The sequence below is a fragment of the Salinivibrio sp. KP-1 genome, from assembly GCF_000968645.1.
GTDB lineage: Bacteria > Pseudomonadota > Gammaproteobacteria > Enterobacterales > Vibrionaceae > Salinivibrio > Salinivibrio siamensis.
In genome coordinates this window covers 114,304-132,999 of the sequence record NZ_LAQR01000003.1, presented here as the reverse complement: position 1 = coordinate 132,999, position 18,696 = coordinate 114,304, and the positions used below count along the sequence as shown (strand labels likewise).

18 protein-coding genes and 1 pseudogene are annotated in these 18,696 nt (G+C 49.1%); 14 read left to right on the top strand and 5 right to left on the bottom strand.

What is annotated here, in order from left to right; genetic code table 11:
* Positions 1-89: 89 nt before the first annotated feature.
* Complete coding sequence (locus tag WN56_RS06860) at positions 90-290, bottom strand: hypothetical protein (RefSeq protein ID WP_046074327.1); 201 nt, start codon at positions 288-290, stop codon at positions 90-92.
* An 84-nt stretch (positions 291-374) separates the two neighbouring features.
* On the opposite strand from WN56_RS06860, the gene WN56_RS06855 reads away from it, so the two are divergent.
* The 3 genes from WN56_RS06855 to WN56_RS06845 are packed head-to-tail and all read left to right on the top strand — an operon-like array spanning position 375 to position 1,865.
* The gene (locus tag WN56_RS06855; protein WP_046074326.1) at positions 375-971 is read left to right on the top strand and encodes a helix-turn-helix domain-containing protein; all 597 of its coding nucleotides are present in this window, start codon (positions 375-377) and stop codon (positions 969-971) included.
* A 46-nt stretch (positions 972-1,017) separates the two neighbouring features.
* A complete protein-coding gene (locus WN56_RS06850; RefSeq protein ID WP_046074325.1) occupies positions 1,018-1,482 on the top strand; it encodes a hypothetical protein in 465 nt (154 codons plus the stop codon).
* 38 nt (positions 1,483-1,520) lie between these two features.
* Complete coding sequence (locus WN56_RS06845; RefSeq protein ID WP_046074324.1) at positions 1,521-1,865, top strand: hypothetical protein; 345 nt, start codon at positions 1,521-1,523, stop codon at positions 1,863-1,865.
* A 149-nt stretch (positions 1,866-2,014) separates the two neighbouring features.
* On the opposite strand, the gene WN56_RS06840 is transcribed toward WN56_RS06845, so the two are convergent.
* Together WN56_RS06840 and WN56_RS06835 are read right to left on the bottom strand one after the other, a co-directional pair.
* The gene (locus WN56_RS06840) at positions 2,015-3,184 is read right to left on the bottom strand and encodes a hypothetical protein (RefSeq protein WP_046074323.1); all 1,170 of its coding nucleotides are present in this window, start codon (positions 3,182-3,184) and stop codon (positions 2,015-2,017) included.
* A gap of 46 nt (positions 3,185-3,230) precedes the next feature.
* Positions 3,231-4,298: a site-specific integrase gene (locus WN56_RS06835; protein ID WP_046074322.1), complete on the bottom strand. Its 1,068-nt coding sequence runs from the start codon at positions 4,296-4,298 to the stop codon at positions 3,231-3,233.
* 86 nt (positions 4,299-4,384) lie between these two features.
* Here WN56_RS06835 and dusA point away from each other — a divergent pair, with 86 nt between their 5' ends.
* From dusA to alr, 9 genes and pseudogenes are all read left to right on the top strand, one after another.
* A complete protein-coding gene (gene dusA, locus WN56_RS06830) occupies positions 4,385-5,413 on the top strand; it encodes a tRNA dihydrouridine(20/20a) synthase DusA (protein ID WP_046074321.1) in 1,029 nt (342 codons plus the stop codon).
* Positions 5,414-5,571: 158 nt separating this feature from the next.
* Positions 5,572-5,835, top strand: coding sequence for an envelope stress response protein PspG (gene pspG, locus WN56_RS06825; RefSeq protein ID WP_046074320.1), 264 nt, complete (start codon positions 5,572-5,574; stop codon positions 5,833-5,835).
* Positions 5,836-5,996: 161 nt separating this feature from the next.
* On the top strand, positions 5,997-6,641 hold the full coding sequence (locus WN56_RS06820; RefSeq protein ID WP_046074319.1) for a TIGR04219 family outer membrane beta-barrel protein: 645 nt from the start codon (positions 5,997-5,999) through the stop codon (positions 6,639-6,641).
* 217 nt (positions 6,642-6,858) lie between these two features.
* Positions 6,859-8,367: pseudogene (locus tag WN56_RS06815) on the top strand (aldehyde dehydrogenase family protein).
* Between the two features lie 123 nt (positions 8,368-8,490).
* On the top strand, positions 8,491-8,718 hold the full coding sequence (locus WN56_RS06810) for a hypothetical protein (protein WP_046074318.1): 228 nt from the start codon (positions 8,491-8,493) through the stop codon (positions 8,716-8,718).
* Positions 8,719-8,858: 140 nt separating this feature from the next.
* On the top strand, positions 8,859-10,667 hold the full coding sequence (locus WN56_RS06805) for an assimilatory sulfite reductase (NADPH) flavoprotein subunit (protein ID WP_046074317.1): 1,809 nt from the start codon (positions 8,859-8,861) through the stop codon (positions 10,665-10,667).
* Positions 10,667-12,382, top strand: a complete 1,716-nt coding sequence (cysI, locus tag WN56_RS06800) for an assimilatory sulfite reductase (NADPH) hemoprotein subunit (RefSeq protein WP_046074316.1) — start codon at positions 10,667-10,669, stop codon at positions 12,380-12,382. Before WN56_RS06805 ends, cysI begins: the two co-directional genes overlap by 1 nt.
* On the top strand, positions 12,375-13,154 hold the full coding sequence (locus WN56_RS06795; protein WP_046074315.1) for a phosphoadenylyl-sulfate reductase: 780 nt from the start codon (positions 12,375-12,377) through the stop codon (positions 13,152-13,154). Before cysI ends, WN56_RS06795 begins: the two co-directional genes overlap by 8 nt.
* A 227-nt stretch (positions 13,155-13,381) precedes the next feature.
* Positions 13,382-14,617: an alanine racemase gene (gene alr / locus WN56_RS06790; protein WP_046074314.1), complete on the top strand. Its 1,236-nt coding sequence runs from the start codon at positions 13,382-13,384 to the stop codon at positions 14,615-14,617.
* Positions 14,618-14,696: 79 nt separating this feature from the next.
* Here the strand turns inward: alr and WN56_RS06785 are convergent, their stop codons facing one another.
* Positions 14,697-15,317 (bottom strand): FKBP-type peptidyl-prolyl cis-trans isomerase, encoded by a 621-nt coding sequence (locus WN56_RS06785; RefSeq protein ID WP_046074313.1) that lies wholly within the window; start codon positions 15,315-15,317, stop codon positions 14,697-14,699.
* A gap of 125 nt (positions 15,318-15,442) precedes the next feature.
* Here WN56_RS06785 and WN56_RS06780 point away from each other — a divergent pair, with 125 nt between their 5' ends.
* Both WN56_RS06780 and WN56_RS06775 read left to right on the top strand, forming a co-directional pair.
* Positions 15,443-16,063, top strand: coding sequence for a LysM-like peptidoglycan-binding domain-containing protein (locus WN56_RS06780; protein ID WP_197075743.1), 621 nt, complete (start codon positions 15,443-15,445; stop codon positions 16,061-16,063).
* Positions 16,064-16,470: 407 nt separating this feature from the next.
* Positions 16,471-18,102 carry a methyl-accepting chemotaxis protein gene (locus WN56_RS06775; RefSeq protein WP_046074312.1) on the top strand — a complete coding sequence of 544 codons (1,632 nt, stop codon included), beginning with the start codon at positions 16,471-16,473 and terminating at the stop codon, positions 18,100-18,102.
* A 63-nt stretch (positions 18,103-18,165) separates the two neighbouring features.
* Here the strand turns inward: WN56_RS06775 and WN56_RS06770 are convergent, their stop codons facing one another.
* Positions 18,166-18,633, bottom strand: a complete 468-nt coding sequence (locus tag WN56_RS06770) for a GNAT family N-acetyltransferase (protein WP_046074311.1) — start codon at positions 18,631-18,633, stop codon at positions 18,166-18,168.
* Positions 18,634-18,696: the final 63 nt, after the last annotated feature.

Genomic DNA, 18,696 nt, shown 5'->3' with positions numbered 1-18,696 from the left:
GCGTGGCTGGTCTGATGTCTGCGACTCCCAGCGCCAGTCTTTTATTGCTGGCATGGGTTTTGAGTTAAAAAGGTTGAGGAACCGCACGGCTAGTCCTCCTGCTCAGCGGCAATTTGTGCCAGCTTGACCATGTTGATCAGCACCCCGCTTTGGGCAGAGGTTTTAGGCATGATTGGAATCTGTTTATTAGCAATAGCTCGGTTTAGTGACGCTTGGGACCACCCTGTGCGACGCAAAAATTCCAGTTTTGTGCACACAGGCGTATCAATTGCTATTTGAACTGAAGCCATAGTGGTATCCTTTTAGGTTGCTTATTGTTAACTATTGCGAACTATTGCACTGTTGGTTCGCTTTGAGGTGAATTTAGATCGCTTATGAGTAAATTGCAAGCAAAAGTTCCCGCCTTTGACTACAAAGGGGGTAGGTCTGTGACTGATAAGTTGAAAGAGATCACGAATTCGCGTGATTTTCTTTCGCTTGCGGATGTTTACGGTGTTCCCAAGTCCACAATTTCGACCTGGCATCAACGTGATTTATGCCCATTCGAAATCGTTATCCGAACTCACCTCAAATACGGGGCATCTATTCGGAACCTCGTTCTCGATGAGGGACCAATGTATGACTCAGGTCCCAAGGGTGAATCTCTTGTTCTGGAGCGATTAGCCAATGGCTCACTTGAAGAAGTCCGAAAGACCTACATAGATGTGGAAACGCTGAGCGAGTACGGCCTTTCGCCTGCGACTGCAAAGGTTGTGGATACCGAATCAGAAAAACTCTTTATCGATACAACGCAAACCAAACCTGTCAGCGGTCGTTACCTGATAAACATGGATGGCGTTCTATCGGTTAACTCGATTCAGCGAATACCAGGCAAGCGCCTCGCGATTCACTTTGAAGGCTCAAACGTTGAAGTTAACGATGAAGATTTAGAAGTCATTGGCCGCGTCGTCATGGCTATGACAAAAGAGTAATCCAGCGCCCAAAGAGGCGCTTTTTCAGTTGGTTTAGGGAGGAATCATGAAACAAGAAAACCAGAACAGCGAACAAAAAACACCGAAAGGTAAAGGATGCCTGCAAGCTATCATTGGTATTTTTGTGATCGCTTTTGCTTTGGCTCTCTTCACAGATGACGAACCAGCCAAAGACTCAACACCTGTTGCGCAAGAGCAGTCCGCCACGGATCAGAAAATTGATGGCATAATTAATCAAGCCCAACCGTATAAAGTGGGCTACTCGAAAGATTTGAGTATCGGAAATCGAAGCCGCTTTAACGCCAACATCACTACTGCTGACAATCTTAGTGATGAGCAATTGCTTGCAACGGCTGCGCAGGCAGCGAAAGATTTGCAGCTTAAAAATCGTGTTCAGGTTGCCAGTGTAAACGTCATGGTAAATGGCGCGCCTAAAGTTACCGTAAACTACGCCCCTGACATGAAAGGCTGGTCGGGTGACTACACCGGCGGCCGCTTTGTGATTGAGTGAGGTAAGTTTTTGGTCAAGGCCAGTTTTGGAGCAGACTTATGGATGGATCAGATTTAATTGCAATCGTCTTGGCGGTCTTGTCCGCTTTTTTTGCGGGGGTATCTTCTATTCCTGTTTTTCATAACTGGCTACTCCGTTTCACTCTCTCGTCTAAGGAAAAAGAAGTTCTTTCTTTGATTTATGAGAGTAAAGATAGTGCTCTTTTCATTCCTGGAAAAGGGATGACAATCCCACGTTCAGGAAACTTTGTTTCTGTCGATCATGAACATCACTCCCTTGTTGACAAAGTTCTAGCCGTATCCGAGCGAAAAGATTTAGATAGGTTGCATTTTCGCCTTACAGATAAAGGTAGAAAAATAGCAAAACGACTCAATAAGCATTAAAGTTGATCGCCAGCTCAGTATCATGAATTCGCCGTTATTCACTAGATTTTAATGCTGTATTGCGATAGTGAGCTACTTTTTATCATGCAACTTATGCGAGGACAATTCCGTGTACACTGTCCACAACACGTTCAGTTTTTGTGGGGATTTTAAATTAAATCACTATATCTTTCTTTTATCCTTTTAGCGTGTTTGAATTTATTGTCATCATTTTCGATTTTTCCTAATACTTCTAAACACTCACCCACTTTAGCTTTCAGTCTAACGCTTTCAGAAATTATTTTTTCAACATCTCTTTTGCTTAATAACAACTGTGCTACGTCATTATATTTATACTTTTCGTTAGTATGAACGTAGTCAGATATATGATTGTCCATGAATAAAAACCATTCGCAAAGGAAGCTAATTTCTCTGTTAGAGGTTACTGACTCTATTGACAAAGAGTAGTGTTTAGGAGACGTCGGTATCATCGCAGAGAGCAACGCAGATCTATTCCAACTGTTATTAATGTTATTGAGTGATGGTGGTAGGCTCCCATTTCCAGAAAAGATAAGAAGCTTGGATATTACATCTCTTATTATGTTTAGTGATTCTGAGGGGCTGAAAATATTGAGCACAAAGTGTTTTCCTTTAAATTCGAGACTAATATCGCCGATTTCTTCTTTTTTTTCAAAATCGAAATAGAGCATGCTCCTTAGTCTAAAGATATCAAAGACTATGTCGCAGATTTTGTTTTGCCTCTCGTATTTATTGAACCTGTCCATTATTGATAATTTTTCTTCTATGTAGTTTAGTGCTTGAAGTATATCATTGAGGTCGTTAGGTTTTTTTGGATTTTTAGGGTTTTTTGTTTCTATTTTAAAATCACACTGGGAGAATCCATTGTTAGGGAATAGGTTTCTATATAATTTTTCACTATCATAAAAATTCAATTCATGGGCTTTTTCTATGTTGCTAAGCAGTTTTTCGAAGCTCTCTCTATGCCCCGTATATCTTTGAAAGGCTATCAGTTTGTTTTGCTCATCCCAGAGTTTGTCTTGTTTTTCCTGATATACTCTTTGCTCTTTCCTTATTTGTTTCTGTTCTTTTTTTGTTCTAAAGCTTTCTCTTATTAAAAATATTAGAGTTCCCAAGGTGCCCACAGCAGCCAGTACTGAGCTCCAATTGGCAACTTCTTTTGATTCAATATTAGAGTAGAAAAAGTAAGGTAGGGTTACGCCTCCTAAAATCATCCCAAAAACAGCGGATAATAAAACGGTGAAGATAAACCATTTATTCTCTTTTATTTTATTCGTTATTTCCTTGGTAGTATTCTTCATTCCAAGCCCTTGTAGGTGACAGAGACATATATTTCTAGTGAAAACTCTAGTGCTTTTTATCATGCAGCTTATGCGGGAACAACTCTGTGTACACGGTCCACAGCACGTTTAAGTTCCGGTGGCCTGTCACCTGCGCCACTTCCTCAATCGAATAACCTTTCTCAAATAGGCGGCTAGCGCCCTCTCGCCGTAAATCGTGATAGCGCAAATCGGTAATGCCTAGCGCATTGCGCACACGCTGAAATCCGGCGGTCACTGAGCGCGGGTTATACGGAAATATCCGATCACTTTCTCTTGGTTGGCGCATCACAATATCAAAGCTTTCACCCAGCAAAGGGACCAACATGTGGTTGCCGCTTTTCTTGCGTGGGTCTTTCCGGTTACGCACTAGCACTTGTTTGTTCTTTTCGTCTAAGTCTTCCCACGTGATTGCGCATACTTCGCCAATACGCATACACGTCAGTACCGAGAAATCGAGAATATCGATAAACGGAATACGCACGTTGCCGTTCTTGCGGAAGTTCTGCCGTTGCAGCAATCCCTCGCGCAGTTGCTCGAGTTCATCATCTTTGGGTCGCCGCGTTCGCTTCTCGCTTCTGCCGATCAGTTTCATCTCAACCAGTATCGGAATGGTTTCTTCGAACACGCCAACGTTCGCATCGATGTTAAACACGGGTTTGGCTTTGCGCATTACCGAACGCAAATAGGCTACATCATGATAAACAGTCACCGGCTTAGCACCGGCGGCTATACGGTTTTTGCAGTGCTGGATAATGTCGCTGGGTTTTAGCTCGTTGCTGAGCACGTTGGCAATGTCGCAGTCTCTCAGCATTTCGATCACGTAGCGCTTTGTGCGCCCCGTGTTGTTCCATAAGTTGGCATCGTATATGTATTTTTCGATAAGCTCGCCAAGCGTAACAACCTGTGACTTGTTTACGCCCTCGGCTTCTAGCTCGAAAACCCGTTTTTTACCATACTCAACGGCGTGTGCTTTTTTCCTGAATGTTTTTTGCTCTCGGTGTATAATCCGGCCGCCTTTTTTGATGACGACCTGAGAGCGGTATCGGGATTCACCACTGACAAGTTTACGGTGTTCTATAGAGTACGATGCCATTCCGTCCTACCATTTCGGGGAGACTATAGGGAGACTGTACATCAAAATTCGCTATAATTTAACCGAATTCGCAGTAATTGAGACTTATGACAAATGCAGTAAAAACACAGGCCTCACGCGGTCTCAAGCCAAATTATCCAATGCAACGATTTTCCGTGGCACCGATGTTGGATTGGACCGATCGCCACTGCCGGTATTTTCATCGCTTACTATCAGAACACACTTTGCTGTTTACTGAGATGGTCACCACAGGCGCGATCATTCATGGTAAGGCCGATTACCTTGCCTACAACGAACAGGAGCATCCGGTGGCGTTGCAGCTGGGGGGATCGGATCCGGCGGACTTGGCAACATGCGCCAAGCTGGCGGCTGAGCGTGGTTATGATGAAATTAACCTCAACGTTGGTTGCCCGTCGGATCGGGTGCAAAACGGGCGTTTTGGGGCGCTCTTAATGGCTGAGCCTGAGCTGGTGGCGCAGTGTGTGGCTGCCATGCGCGAAGTGACCGATGTGCCTATTACGGTGAAAACCCGCATTGGTATTGATGAGCAAGACAGCTACGAATTTTTGACTGACTTTGTGGGTACCGTCAGTGAAAAGAGTGGTTGTGATATGTTCACCGTGCATGCACGCAAGGCGTGGCTAAAAGGGCTGAGTCCCAAAGAAAATCGGGAGATCCCGCCGCTGGATTACCCGCGTGTTTATCAACTTAAAAAAGATTTTCCGCACCTCACACTTGCCATCAATGGCGGGGTGAAAAGCCTTGAGGAAGTGGAACAGCACCTAGCGCATCTTGATGGCGTGATGGTTGGCCGCCAAGCCTATCAGAGCCCGTTTATGTTGGCCGAGGTCGATCAGCGTTTATTTGGCAAGACAACCCCTCGCATTACACGTCGCCAAGCAGTCGAGGCGATGTTCCCATACATTGAACAGCAGCTCACTCAAGGGGCGCAACTCAACCATATTAGCCGCCATATGTTAGGTCTGTTCCAGAATATGCCAGGCGCGCGGCAATGGCGCCGCTATATCAGCGAGAATGCGCACAAGCCGGGTGCGGGTGTTGAGGTACTGACCACCGCAATGAGCCATATCCCTGAGCAATGGCTTGATGCCTGAACCGGTGAAAAGCACCAATTATTGGTGAAAATATAACCGCACCTTCATGGAGACCTGAAGGCAACGCTGTAATCCATTGAATTAATGAGAAAATATAGAGTGACAAATTGGCCTGAAACCTGCAAAGTCTGTCTCGCTATCAAGACAAGGAGATCGCAATGATCGAAATACTCTTTCTGATTGGCTTTGCTGTTGTATTGTTTATGACAGGCGTAAGCATCATGGGCATGGTGTTGGCCATGCTGGCCGGCTTTGCCGTGATGATGTTAGCCGGGATGATAGGTACGCTGCTTAAGCTACTACCATGGCTTTTGGTGATCGCCTTGGTTGTGTGGCTTGTTAAACGCCAGCGTCGCAGCCGCAAAGGTGAGCCTGAAGTGATTATCAACGAAAAGCGCTGGGCACGATTCCGTCGCCGTTAAGCGCACAAAATTTGCGCGTCGACACAGCAAACACACGCCGTTGCGGGTTTTTCTCTTCACCTCGGCACAAAGCTTGCTATTATTCTAAGCAATCGGCGACAAGGCATGGCTTTGCCGCCTCCGCGTGACGACCTTTTTTAATCGACAATGTGGAGAGTTTCATGAAAACCACTTCAATGACGCTTGCCGCCGCAGCGCTCACTGCGTTTTTGGCCATGCCCGCTCAGGCTGATACCTTGGCAGGCGGTAAAGTAGGGGCGGATGCCTGGTTTATGGATGCTGACGTCAATAATGTAGAAGCCGATGATGCGAGCACTGCTGGCTCTTATTACGCGGCGATTGAGCATCCGTTACCATTGATCCCCAATGCGAAAATCCGCCAAACCTCGGTGAGCGTGGATAACCCTGATGTTGATTTTGACCAAATCGACTTTGTTGCCTATTACGAGTTTCTCGATAACGATCTCGTGTCGGTCGATGCGGGCATTAATATGCAGCGTTTCCAATCTGGCAAGTTTCAAGGGCAAAGCTTTGACGAGTGGCAACCGAACATTTATGCCGATGCACGTGTAGGTCTAGTCGGCACGCCTTTATTTGTATTTGCCACCGTGAGCAAAGGCGAGTTTGATGGCACCAGCACCTTGGATGCCGAAGCGGGCTTGCAATATCAGTTAGGTTTAGTGGCCGCTGATTTGAACGTGCGAGGCGGTTATCGCATGATCGACCATGACTTCGACTACTTTGACAATAATGACGGAGAGCTTGATGTGACTGGCTTCTTTGTCGGTGCAGAGCTCGACTTTTAATCGGTTGAGCGTCAAGGCAACGAGTAAAAAACCGCGCACATGCGCGGTTTTTTTATACCTGAAGATTCTGCCTATTCGCTTCTGTTGCCCATGTCTCACTGCGACTTTCGCCTAATACCCAGCCAATAAAATCTCTGCCACGCTTTTTGAGCAATAACGGCAAGGAGAGAGCAGTACGTGCTCCGCCATCTACTCAAACACGGAATAAGGAAAGAGTATGATCTACGCAAAACCAGGAACAGATGGGTCAGTGGTTAGCTTTAAGTCGCGTTATCAAAATTTTATCGGTGGTGAATGGGTGCCGCCGGTGAAAGGGCAGTATTTTGCTAATACGTCACCGTGCACTGGCGAAACCCTTGCTGAAGTGCCGCGCTCAAGTAGCGACGATGTGGATCTGGCACTGGATGCGGCTCATGGCGCCAAAAACGCATGGGGCAAAACCTCTGTCACTGATCGGGCCAATATTTTGTTAAAAATAGCGGATCGGATTGAAGCGAACCTCGAAATGCTCGCCGTGGCGGAAACCTGGGAAAACGGTAAAGCGGTACGTGAAACCTTGGCGGCGGATATTCCTCTCTGCGCCGATCATTTCCGTTACTTTGCCGGTTGTATTCGCGCCCAAGAAGGTACTGCGGCGGAGCTGGATGCGGGTACAGTGGCGTATCATATTTACGAGCCTTTAGGTGTTGTGGGGCAGATCATTCCGTGGAACTTCCCCTTACTGATGGCGTCATGGAAGCTTGCGCCGGCTTTGGCGGCGGGCAACTGCGTGGTACTCAAGCCGGCGGAGCAAACCCCGACGACCATATTGCTATTGATGGAGTTGATTGGCGATCTGCTGCCTGCTGGTGTGGTTAACGTGGTCAATGGTTATGGCGCAGAGGCGGGCCAAGCGCTTGCGACGTCGTCTCGGATTGCCAAACTGGCGTTCACAGGCTCTACGCCAGTGGGTCATCACATTCTACGTTGCGCGGCAGAAAACCTCATTCCTTCAACCGTTGAGCTGGGCGGAAAATCCCCCAACATCTATTTTGAAGATGTGATGCAGCAAGAAGAAGCATATATCAATAAAGCGGTAGAAGGCCTGTTGCTTGGCTTTTTCAACCAAGGCGAAGTGTGCACCTGTCCGTCGCGCGCGCTGATCCAGGAAAGTATCTATGACGACTTTATCGCACGCGTGATTGAGCGCGCAGGCACGATAAAACAGGGTAATCCGCTCGACACCGAGACCTAGGTCGGGGCGCAAGCATCAGACGAACAGTTTGATAAGATCATGAGCTATTTGAAGGTCGGGCAAGAAGAGGGCGCGAAGGTATTAATTGGCGGTAGTCACCAGGATTTGGGCGGCGGCTATTATGTGCAGCCGACCCTACTGGAGGGCCATAATAATATGCGGGTTTTCCAAGAAGAGATCTTTGGGCCGGTGATTGGGGTGACCACCTTTAAAGATGAGGCGGAAGCTTTAGCGATTGCTAACCACACCGAGTACGGGTTGGGTGCAGGGCTTTGGACCCGTGATATGAACCGCGCCTATCGTGTCGGACGTGCGATTGAAGCAGGGCGGGTCTGGACAAACTGCTATCACCTTTATCCGGCGCATGCCGCCTTTGGCGGCTACAAAAAATCAGGGATCGGGCGAGAGACACACAAAATGATGCTGGGTCACTATCAACAAACGAAGAACTTACTCGTTAGCTACGACATTGATCCATTGGGTTTCTTTTAATAGAGACCACCTCAATGCGGAGGCGGTGACAACATCGCCTCTGCTCATCAAGCCTCCTGCATGGCAGCTTTGCTTATCTGAGACTAAACTCAATAAGTGATCCAATTCAGTGGGCAAAGCATCATGACAGCCGAACAGCTACGTGCTTTATACCGTCAGCAGCTTTTGATTGAGGCGGTTGTTGAGCCTTCGTTAGATAGCGAGGGGTGGGTTGTTGAGTGTCGCCACACCGGTGGTGGTTTAATGGCGCTTACCAATGCTGAAGGGATTGAGCAATGCTTTACCGATATTGACCAAGCGACGTTGAATGCGCTTGAGATTGGTTTTCAGCAAGTTCGTATTGCTGACTAACGTTATGTCCCCGCTTAATGACACGCCGCTGCGCACCTACCTTACAAAAAGTTATAAAACATTCACATCTATTCTTTATTGTTATTAATTGGTGAGGGTACGCTAGCATTCACGCAATGTTAGCAAGGAATGTCGTCACCATGTTACTCAAGGATCTCTCCGGGTTAACCAGCCCGCTCAATGATCAGCAGATAGGCCAGTTGCAACAAGCAGTGGCGGAGTTGTCACCGCAGCAACTGGCCTGGATCAGTGGTTATTTTTGGGGGTTAAGCCAAACACCTGCTGGTGAAGCGGCGGCACCCAATGCTATGCCACAAGCCAGTTCTGCTCCCAACCATACCCTAACTATTTTGTATGCGTCACAAACCGGCAATGCTAAAGGCGTGGCGGAGGCGCTGCATCAGGAAGCGGAAGCGGCTGGGATCCCGGCCAAATTGGTTGCAGCAGATAACTACAAAGGCAAGCAACTGGGCAAAGAAACCCATCTTGTGATTGTTGCTTCCACCAATGGTGAAGGCGAGCCGCCCGATAACGCCATTGAGTTACATGAATTTTTGCAATCGAAAAAAGCCCCCAAACTGGATCATCTTCATTATGCCGTCTTGAGCTTGGGAGACTCGAGTTATGAGTACTTCTGCCAGACGGGGAAAGACTTTGATGCCTTTTTGCAAAAGCTTGGCGCCAAGCCGATGGTCGCCCGCCTTGATTGCGATGTGGATTATGAAGCCACGGCCAGTGCTTGGCGAGAGCAAACCTTAGCCGAGGTGAAGCAACAGTTTAAGGCCAGTGGCGATGCGCAGGTAGTGCCGCTTCATCAAGCCACCGCGCAAGCAAAATATACCAAACAGTCTCCTTATACTGCTGAACTACTCACCTGCCAGCGTATTACCGGACGAGGCTCAGATAAAGCGGTTTATCATGTTGAGCTGGATCTGGATGAATCCGGCATTGAATATCAGCCAGGCGATGCTTTGGGGGTGTGGTATCAAAATGATCCCGAACTGGTGGACAGCATCGTCGCCAAGGTGGGTCTGCGTGGCGATGAAACCGTCGATATCGACGGTGATAACCTCTCGTTGCGAGACGCGCTAATTGCCCACTATGAGATCACCGCCTCTAACCCACAGCAGGTCAGTGCGCTGGCAGCGTTATCTGAGAGCGATACACTTACCGCATTGACGGAAGACAAAGCCGCATTGCGCGAGTTTGCTAATCGCACTCAACTGATTGATGTGCTGGCACTGGCGGACATCAACCTGAATGTCGAGCAATTTCAATCGATATTGCGTCGGCTCACGCCACGTTTGTACTCGATCGCCTCTAGCCAAGCAGAAGTGGAAGATGAAGTACACCTCACCGTTGGGCTGGTGGATTATCAGCATGAGAGCGGAGAATCACGCCAAGGCGGCGCCTCGAGCTTTCTCGCCCACCGCGCTGAAGTGGCCGAGACGGTCAAGGTGTTTGTTGAGCACAACGATAACTTCAAACTGCCAACCAGTGATGACACCCCCATTATTATGATTGGCCCCGGTACTGGCATTGCGCCATTTCGTGCTTTCTTGCAAGAGCGAGAGCAACGAGAGGCAAAGGGTGATAACTGGCTGTTCTTTGGCGATCGCACCTTTACTGACGATTTTCTTTATCAGGTTGAATGGCAGCAATACCTTAAATCTGGCCTGCTGACGCGGATGGATGTGGCCTTTAGCCGCGATCAGGCTGAGAAAGTCTATGTCCAGCACCGGTTACTCGCGCGTGCTGAGGCGGTATGGCAATGGCTATCGAACGGCGCTTACATCTATGTGTGTGGTGATGCCAATCAAATGGCGAAAGATGTTCATGAAGCCTTAATCGAGATAGCCCAAACACAGGGCCAGCAAAGCCGTGAGCAAGCGGAAGCCTTTATTAATGAATTGCGCAAAGATAAGCGCTATCAAAGGGATGTGTATTAATGAGTGAGCAGAAATTTGCGGGCGATACACTGGGCCCACTAGCTGATAACGAGCGTTTGAAAGAGCAAAGTGATTACTTGCGTGGCACCATTGATCAAGACTTGGATGATCCGATCACTGGCGGATTCACGGATGATAATTTCCAGCTGATCCGCTTCCATGGTATGTATCAGCAAGATGATCGCGATATCCGTGCCGAGCGACAAAAACAAAAACTGGAGCCTTTGCACAATGTGATGTTGCGTGCGCGGATGCCGGGCGGGATCATTACGCCCCAGCAATGGCTGGCGATTGATAAGTTTGCCCGTGAAAGCTCGCTCTATGGCAGTATTCGCCTGACCACCCGACAAACCTTTCAATTTCATGGTGTCCTTAAGCCTAACATCAAGCTCATGCACCAGACCTTGAATGAATATGGCATTGACTCGATTGCCACCGCTGGGGATGTGAACCGCAACGTATTGTGTACGTCCAACCCGGTGGAGTCAGAGCTCCATCAGCAAGCTTATGATTGGGCAAAGCGGATAAGCGAGCACTTGCTGCCTAAAACCCGCGCTTACGCAGAGATTTGGCTCGACGGTGAAAAAGTCGAAGGCAGCCAAGACAAAGAGCCGATTTTGGGTGAGCGTTATCTGCCACGTAAGTTCAAAACCACGGTGGTGATCCCGCCACAAAACGACGTGGATGTGCACGCCAACGATCTCAACTTTGTCGCCATCGCCGAGCAAGGACAGCTTGTTGGCTTTAACGTCCTCGTTGGTGGTGGGCTGGCGATGACCCATGGTGATACCAACACCTATCCGCGTCGTGCCGATGACTTTGGCTTTATTCCGCTAGAGCATACGTTGCAGATTGCTGAGGCCGTGGTCACCACCCAGCGTGATTGGGGAAACCGTTCGAACCGTAAGAATGCGAAGACTAAGTATACCCTTGATCGCGTTGGCGCAGATGTATTCAAAGCGGAAGTGGAAAAGCGTGCTGGTGTGACCTTTGCACCAAGCCGGCCTTATACCTTTACCGGACGCGGCGATCGCTTAGGCTGGACCAAAGGCATTGACGGTAAATACCACCTTGCCCTGTTTATCGAAAATGGCCGTTTGCGTGATACGCCAGAAAAGCCGCTCAAAACCGGCATGGCAGAGATTGCCAAGGTACACCAAGGCGATTTCCGCATGACCGCCAACCAAAATCTGATCATTGCTGGGATCCCAGAAGCGCAAAAAGACGAGATTGAGGCGTTAGCGCGTCGTTATCGGTTAATTGACGATGAACACAGTGTTCAGCGTACAAACTCGATGGCGTGTGTGGCCTTCCCAACGTGTCCACTGGCGATGGCAGAAGCCGAACGCTTCTTGCCGGACTTTGTCACGGAAGTGGAGAAAATTCAGCAAAAGCATCAAGTGCAAGATGATCCAATTGTTCTGCGTGTAACCGGTTGTCCGAACGGCTGTGGTCGCGCGATGCTGGCTGAGGTCGGTTTGGTAGGTAAAGCGCCTGGGCGTTACAACCTGCACTTAGGTGGAAATTGGGAAGGCACCCGGATCCCAAAAATGTATAAAGAGAATATCACCGATCGCCAAATCCTCGAGGAGTTGGATCAGCTGATTGGCCGCTGGGCGACAGAACGCGAGCCGGGCGAGCACTTTGGTGATTTCTTGATCCGTGGTGAGGTGATTGCCCCTGTGCATGTATCTAAGAGGGATTTTTATGCCTGAAACCATTCAACCCAACGCGACGTTAGCGTTAGCTGACATTGCCACGATGAATAAAAGCCAGCAAGCCTTGGCGCTGGCGGAGGTCAATGCCAGCTTGGAAGCACTCTCGGCACCTGAGCGTGTCGCTTGGGCGTTAGAGCACCTTGAGGGGCAATTTGTCCTCTCATCTAGCTTTGGGGTGCAAGCGGCATTGATGCTGCATTTGGTCAGCCAAGTAAAATCAGATATTCCGGTGATTTTAACCGACACGGGTTACTTGTTCGCTGAAACTTATCGGTTTATTGATACCTTAACCACACGGTTGGATTTAGACTTACGGGTATATCGCGCCGAACTCAGCCCCGCTTGGCAGGAGGCACGCTATGGCCAACTTTGGGAGCAAGGCGTGGAAGGGATCACCCAATACAATCAAATCAACAAAGTTGAGCCGATGAAGCGTGCGCTGCGAGAGCTCAACGCTGGCACCTGGTTCTCGGGATTGCGCCGCGGGCAATCAGACTCTCGCGCTAATTTGCCGATACTTAGTATTCAACATGGGGTGTTTAAGTTCTTGCCGGTGATTGATTGGTCGAATCAAGCGGTGGACGACTATCTGCGCGAGCACGACTTGCCGTATCACCCCTTGCGTGACCAAGGCTATGTGTCGGTGGGCGATGTGCATACTACCCAGCGCTTGGAGCCAGGAATGCGTGATGAACAAACGCGCTTTTTTGGTTTAAAACGCGAATGTGGATTGCATGAAGACGATCTCAACGATGGGGCTGGCATCTAGCTGGTTGAATCTTGTCTGAACCATGCTTCTCTCAAACGCCACCGTGGGGTGGCGTTTTTTTGTTCAAGTGGGCGGAACTTGTCTATCTTTTTTATTGAGTGACTCGTCAGCCGTGAAGTGTTCTGTGATATAAACAGCGCGCAATGCCAGGAGGCACAAATAGAAGCGCCAAGCTTTTATTTCAACACGTCACGGATGCTCCATTTATGTGACCAACAGTGAAGCTTATGAACAAAAAATTCTCTTTAGTGGCGCTTGCCGTCGCCGGTGTTGTCGCCCTCGGGGCGCCCGCCGTTATCGATTACTCCTCACCTGCGCCGTCAACGCCAGATACGGGTAACCGTTATATGGGCCATGGCAACGGCTGGCTAGAAGTGAGCACCTCCACCTTTGGCGACAATATTCAGCGTGTTCAGCAGCAAGTCAGTGAAGGCACCAAGATCTGTGCGGTGATGAAAGCCGACGCTTACGGTAACGGCATTGCAGGGCTACTGCCGACTGTGATTGCTAGCGGGATTGATTGTATTGGCATTGCCAGCAACGAAGAGGCGCGTACTATTCGCGAGGGCGGCTTTACCGGAGAAATCATGCGTGTGCGCACCGCGACTTTGCAAGAGATGGAAAGTGGCTTAGCGCTTAATATTCAAGAACTGGTTGGTTCAGCGGAACAAGCTGAGCAAATGCGCCAACTTGCCGACAAACACGATATGACCATTCCCGTTCATATGGCGTTTAATGCCGGTGGTATGGGACGTAATGGCATCGAGATGAATGAGGAGTCTGGTAAGCAAGTTGCTGTGGATATTGCCACTGACGCGCGTTTTGACGTGGTCGGTATCATGACGCATTTCCCTAACTACCAAGAAGACTATGTCCGCAGCAAGCTAGGGCAATTTAAAGCAAACAGCGAATGGTTGATTGAACAGGCTGGTTTGAAGCGTGAAGAGGTTTTGCTGCATGCGGCGAACTCGTTTGTCACCTTGAACGTGCCAGAAGGGCATTTTGACATGGTTCGCCCTGGCGGTGCGCTGTATGGTGATCAGCCCACAAACCGAGAGTTCCCACCCATCATGAGCTTTAAGACCAAGGTGGCCTCTGTTCATCATTTGCCTGCTGGTAGCACGGTCGGTTATGACAGCACCTATACTTTAGAGCGTGACTCTATCTTGGCTAACCTACCGGTCGGCTATTCGGATGGTTTCCCACGTAAAATGGGCAATGATGCCGATGTGCTTATTCAGGGCCATCGGGTGCCTGTCGTTGGGGTTGCCTCTATGAACACCATTATGGTTGATATTACTGATATTGCTGATCAAGTGGCGCCCAATGACGAAGTGGTGCTCTTCGGTCAGCAAGGGGATAAAACCATTGGTGCGGTGGAGTATGAGACCAATGCGGATGTGATTTTCCCCGAAATCTATAGCTGGTGGGGAGCGGTGAACCCACGTGAATACGTGCAATAACGCCGGATTAAAAGACAAAAAGCGATGCCTCGGCATCGCTTTTTTCATTCCTGATTTGGCGCTTGTATTCAATCAGCGATTACAGGATGTCGAGTAGCTCAACTTCAAAGACAAGGGCAGCAAACGGAGGAATGGCTGCGCCCGCACCACGCTCGCCATAGGCGAGATCTTGTGGCACATACAACTTCCACTTAGAGCCAACTGGCATCATTTGCAGGGCTTCAATCCAACCTTTAATCACGCCAGTCACCGGGAATTCAACCGGCTCACCACGTGTGACTGAGCTATCAAATACACTGCCGTCAATCAATTGACCATGGTAGTGAACACGCACCTGCTTATCGCTGGTTGGAATTTCACCGTCACCTTGTACCAGTACTTCGTACTGCAAACCTGAATCTGTCACGGTGACGCCTTCGCGCTTGGCATTGTCTGCCAAGAAGGCATCGCCTTCTGCTGCTTGTGCTTTTGCAGCCTCTTGACGAACTTCTTCCGCTTTTGTGTGAAGCTCACGCAATGCGTTATTGATGTCGTCAATTTCAATCTCTGGCATTTGGCCAGCCAGCGCGGTGCTGATGCCTTTTGCAATGGCATCAACATGTAAGCCTTCTAGGCCGCTACCGGCAAGCTGTTGGCCCATTTGTAGGCCGATGCCATAGCTCGCCTTCTGCTCGACAGTTTCCAGTTGTACGTCAGACATAACGTCTCTCTTTTTTGCGTCAATAAAGTGTGAAAGGATAACAGGTGATGGTTTCGTGGGTAAACTTTTGTGCCAATAAGGCGTCCAAGATGAGGACAGAACAACAAAACATGCGCGGAGTGGCAATGAAGTTAACAGCAATGCGTTCATACTGGAACAAACTGCGTGCTGGATGGCGAGAGAAACTCACAGCGGGATGGGAAAACCGTCCTAGCCTAAAAAGCCTACATGGTTTGACGGGGCTAAAGCAGGGTTGGCAACGCCTACCGGCTTTACACCGACGCCTATTGATGGTGCTTATCCCGACTGTATTGGTGTTGGCTGTGCTTCCTAGTCCCTCGCCCAAAGCCCCCTCGCCCCAAACTCGTCAACCCGTCGCCCTGAATACAGGGGCGAATGTATCGTCAGCGTCGCAAAATGATTCGTCAGTCGCGGCGTCAACTGCTGAGCCTGCGACTCAACAAGCTGAAAAAAAAGAAAATAGCCCTTGGGTGAGCCATCAAATTGAGCCCGGTGACTCGCTGGCCAAAGTCTTTCGTCGCTACGATCTAGCGTTAACCGATCTGTATGCGATTGCCAATATTGAAGGTGAGGGAAAGCCGATTAGTCGCATCCAGCCAGGACAGTGGATCCGCTTTAAACGTACACAGAGTGGTGCGTTAGATATTCTGCAAATCGAAACCGAGAAAGGGCAATCGGTACTCTATTTCCGTTTGTCTGATGGCGGTTTTGCTCGCCAACGCTAGTCTTTTGACGCCACGAATCCAACCGAAAGCACTGGTAACAGGGTGCTTTCGGTACTCAACCTCTCTTTATCTCGGCCTTGTTCTGTCTTTTTTCTACTTGATGTGTGATTAAAGTCGCTGCCGGATGATTTTTGATCTACTTTTTATAAATCGGTCAATAGAGCCGAATACGCTACACCATTGGGGCGGAAAAGGGATAAGTTGCTGTTCAGGGCAAGAATGCTTACACAATCAGCCATCATTGTATGACAGACTTTTTGCAAAAATAATGAGTCTTTCATCACACTTTGGTTATTTTTTGTGCTAGTATTCGTGCCGCTGTGTAGGACAGACACGCAAGCCCGCCTCAACATGGATGTCTAGGCATTAACACGCTAATCACTAATTTGTTGAGGACTCGCTTTTCCATGTTGAAAAATCTATCTATTGGTAAAAAGTTTACGGCGGCTTTTTCCCTGATTGGTATCGCTGTGGTGATCTTTGGGTTTTATATCTATACCCAAGTCAGCGGCATGCGCGATAATATGCTGAACTTTACGGACGATACCCTCCCCGCAGTGCTTGAGATCGAGCGACTCAATGAAGAGATAATACGTATTCGTCAAGATCAGTATGCGGTTCTCACCTTTAGTGATCCGGCAGAACGACGTGAAATCTTGGGTGAAATCGATGTCATGAAGCGCGATTATAGCCGCGCGCTTGATGCCTATGAAGAAAGCCTTTGGTACGACAACGAGCGTGCTATTTTTACTCGTATTCAAAATCACTGGGACCAATACAATCAAGAGCTCAGTGCCTTTCCGGACAGAGTCGAAGCAGGACAACTGACCGCGGCGCAAAAAATCCTGTCGAACTCGTTCGGCACCTTTGGCCAGTTGGATAAATCGCTTAAAGAAATGTCTGAGCTGACCCAAGGGTTTATTACCTCAAACCGCACCTCCATGCTGAATCAAGTGTCTACGGTGAGCATGACCATTATCGGGGTATTGCTTGCGGTGATCGCCTTTATGATTGTGGTAGCGGTGGTCTTCACCCGCGCGATTATCAATCCGCTACGCTTGGTGATGGAGCAATCGTCTGCAATTGCCAAGGGCGACCTGACTTACCAGTTGGATCGTAGCCAGATTGGTAATGATGAAATGGGTAAATTGGCCGACTCCAGTATCGCCATGCAAGATAGCTTGCGTAGCTTGATTGAAGAAGTGATTGCCGCGGTCACTCAATTGAGCAGTGCGGTCGAAGAAGTGAGTGCGGTATCGAGCCAAACCTCGACGGGGATGCAAAATCAGCAACACGAAGTGTCGCAAGTGGCGACCGCGATGGCGCAAATGAAAGCCACCGTGGCGGATGTAGCGCAGAACACCGAGAGCTCATCCACCGCGGCCAATGAAGCGAGTGAACAGTCGCGCATGGGCGCACAAGACATTGACGGTATGGTGGCCTCGATTCGTAAAGTTGCCGAGGACATGCGTCAAACCGGCGATACTGTGAATGAATTGGATCAGCAGTCGAAACAAATCAACATGGTGGTGGATGTGATTCGTGATATCGCTGAGCAAACCAACTTGTTGGCCTTGAACGCAGCGATTGAAGCGGCACGTGCCGGAGAGTCGGGCCGTGGCTTTGCGGTGGTTGCCGATGAAGTGCGTACCCTCGCGGGCCGGACGCAAGATTCGACCGGTGAAATCACCACTATCATTGAGAAACTGCAGCAGTTTGCAACCCAAGCGCGCAACGCCACCACCCAAAGCTGTGAAAGCATTGAGCAATGTGTGGAGCAGGGCGATCAGGCGCAGCAATTGGTGCGTGGGATTGAAACCTCGGTTGAGAACATTGCTGATATGGGCATGCAGATCGCTAGTGCCTGTGGTGAGCAAGACTCAGTGGCGGATGAGCTCAGTCGCAATATCGAGCGCATCAATGATTCAGCACAAGAAGTGGCGGGTGGCGCCGATCAAACTGCGCAAGCCTGTAGCGAATTGAGCCAATTGGCGCAATCACTGCAAAGCACTATGCAGCGTTTCCGCCTGACAAAATAATCGCGAAACGATCGCGCACGCTTCATGACAATGAATCCCGCTCTTTGAGCGGGATTTTTTTGCTTAAACGGCAGACGTCTCACTGACTGATAAGCGCATATCGATATGTGGGATACCGTCTTCTAAGTAAACGTCGGAAAACGCGACAAAATCGTGCTTTTGGTAAAAGCGCTGTAGGTGTGCTTGAGCGCCTATTTCAATGTTTTGCGCGGGCCATTGCTGTTGGCATACTTGAATGGCTTGGCGGATCAGCTGATGGCCCCATTGCCCATTGCGATGAGTGGGTGCAATGATCACGCGACCAATACTGCTCCCTGGGTAACTTGCCCCGGGGGCGAGAATACGGGCATAGGCGGCGAGCTCTCCGTTCAGCCAGCCCATTAAATGCACGGTGTCTGGCGCCGTATCGTGCGTGTCCAGCTCTGGATAGGCGCAGGCTTGCTCAACCACAAACACATCGACACGCAATTTCATCAGTGTGAATAAAGTGCGCGTATCCAGCGCGTCAAAGGTTGCCTGTTGCCATTCCATGTCATTTCCTCTTGATTGAACATAAAAAATACCGCAGACAGGCTGCGGTATTCAAAGGCTATT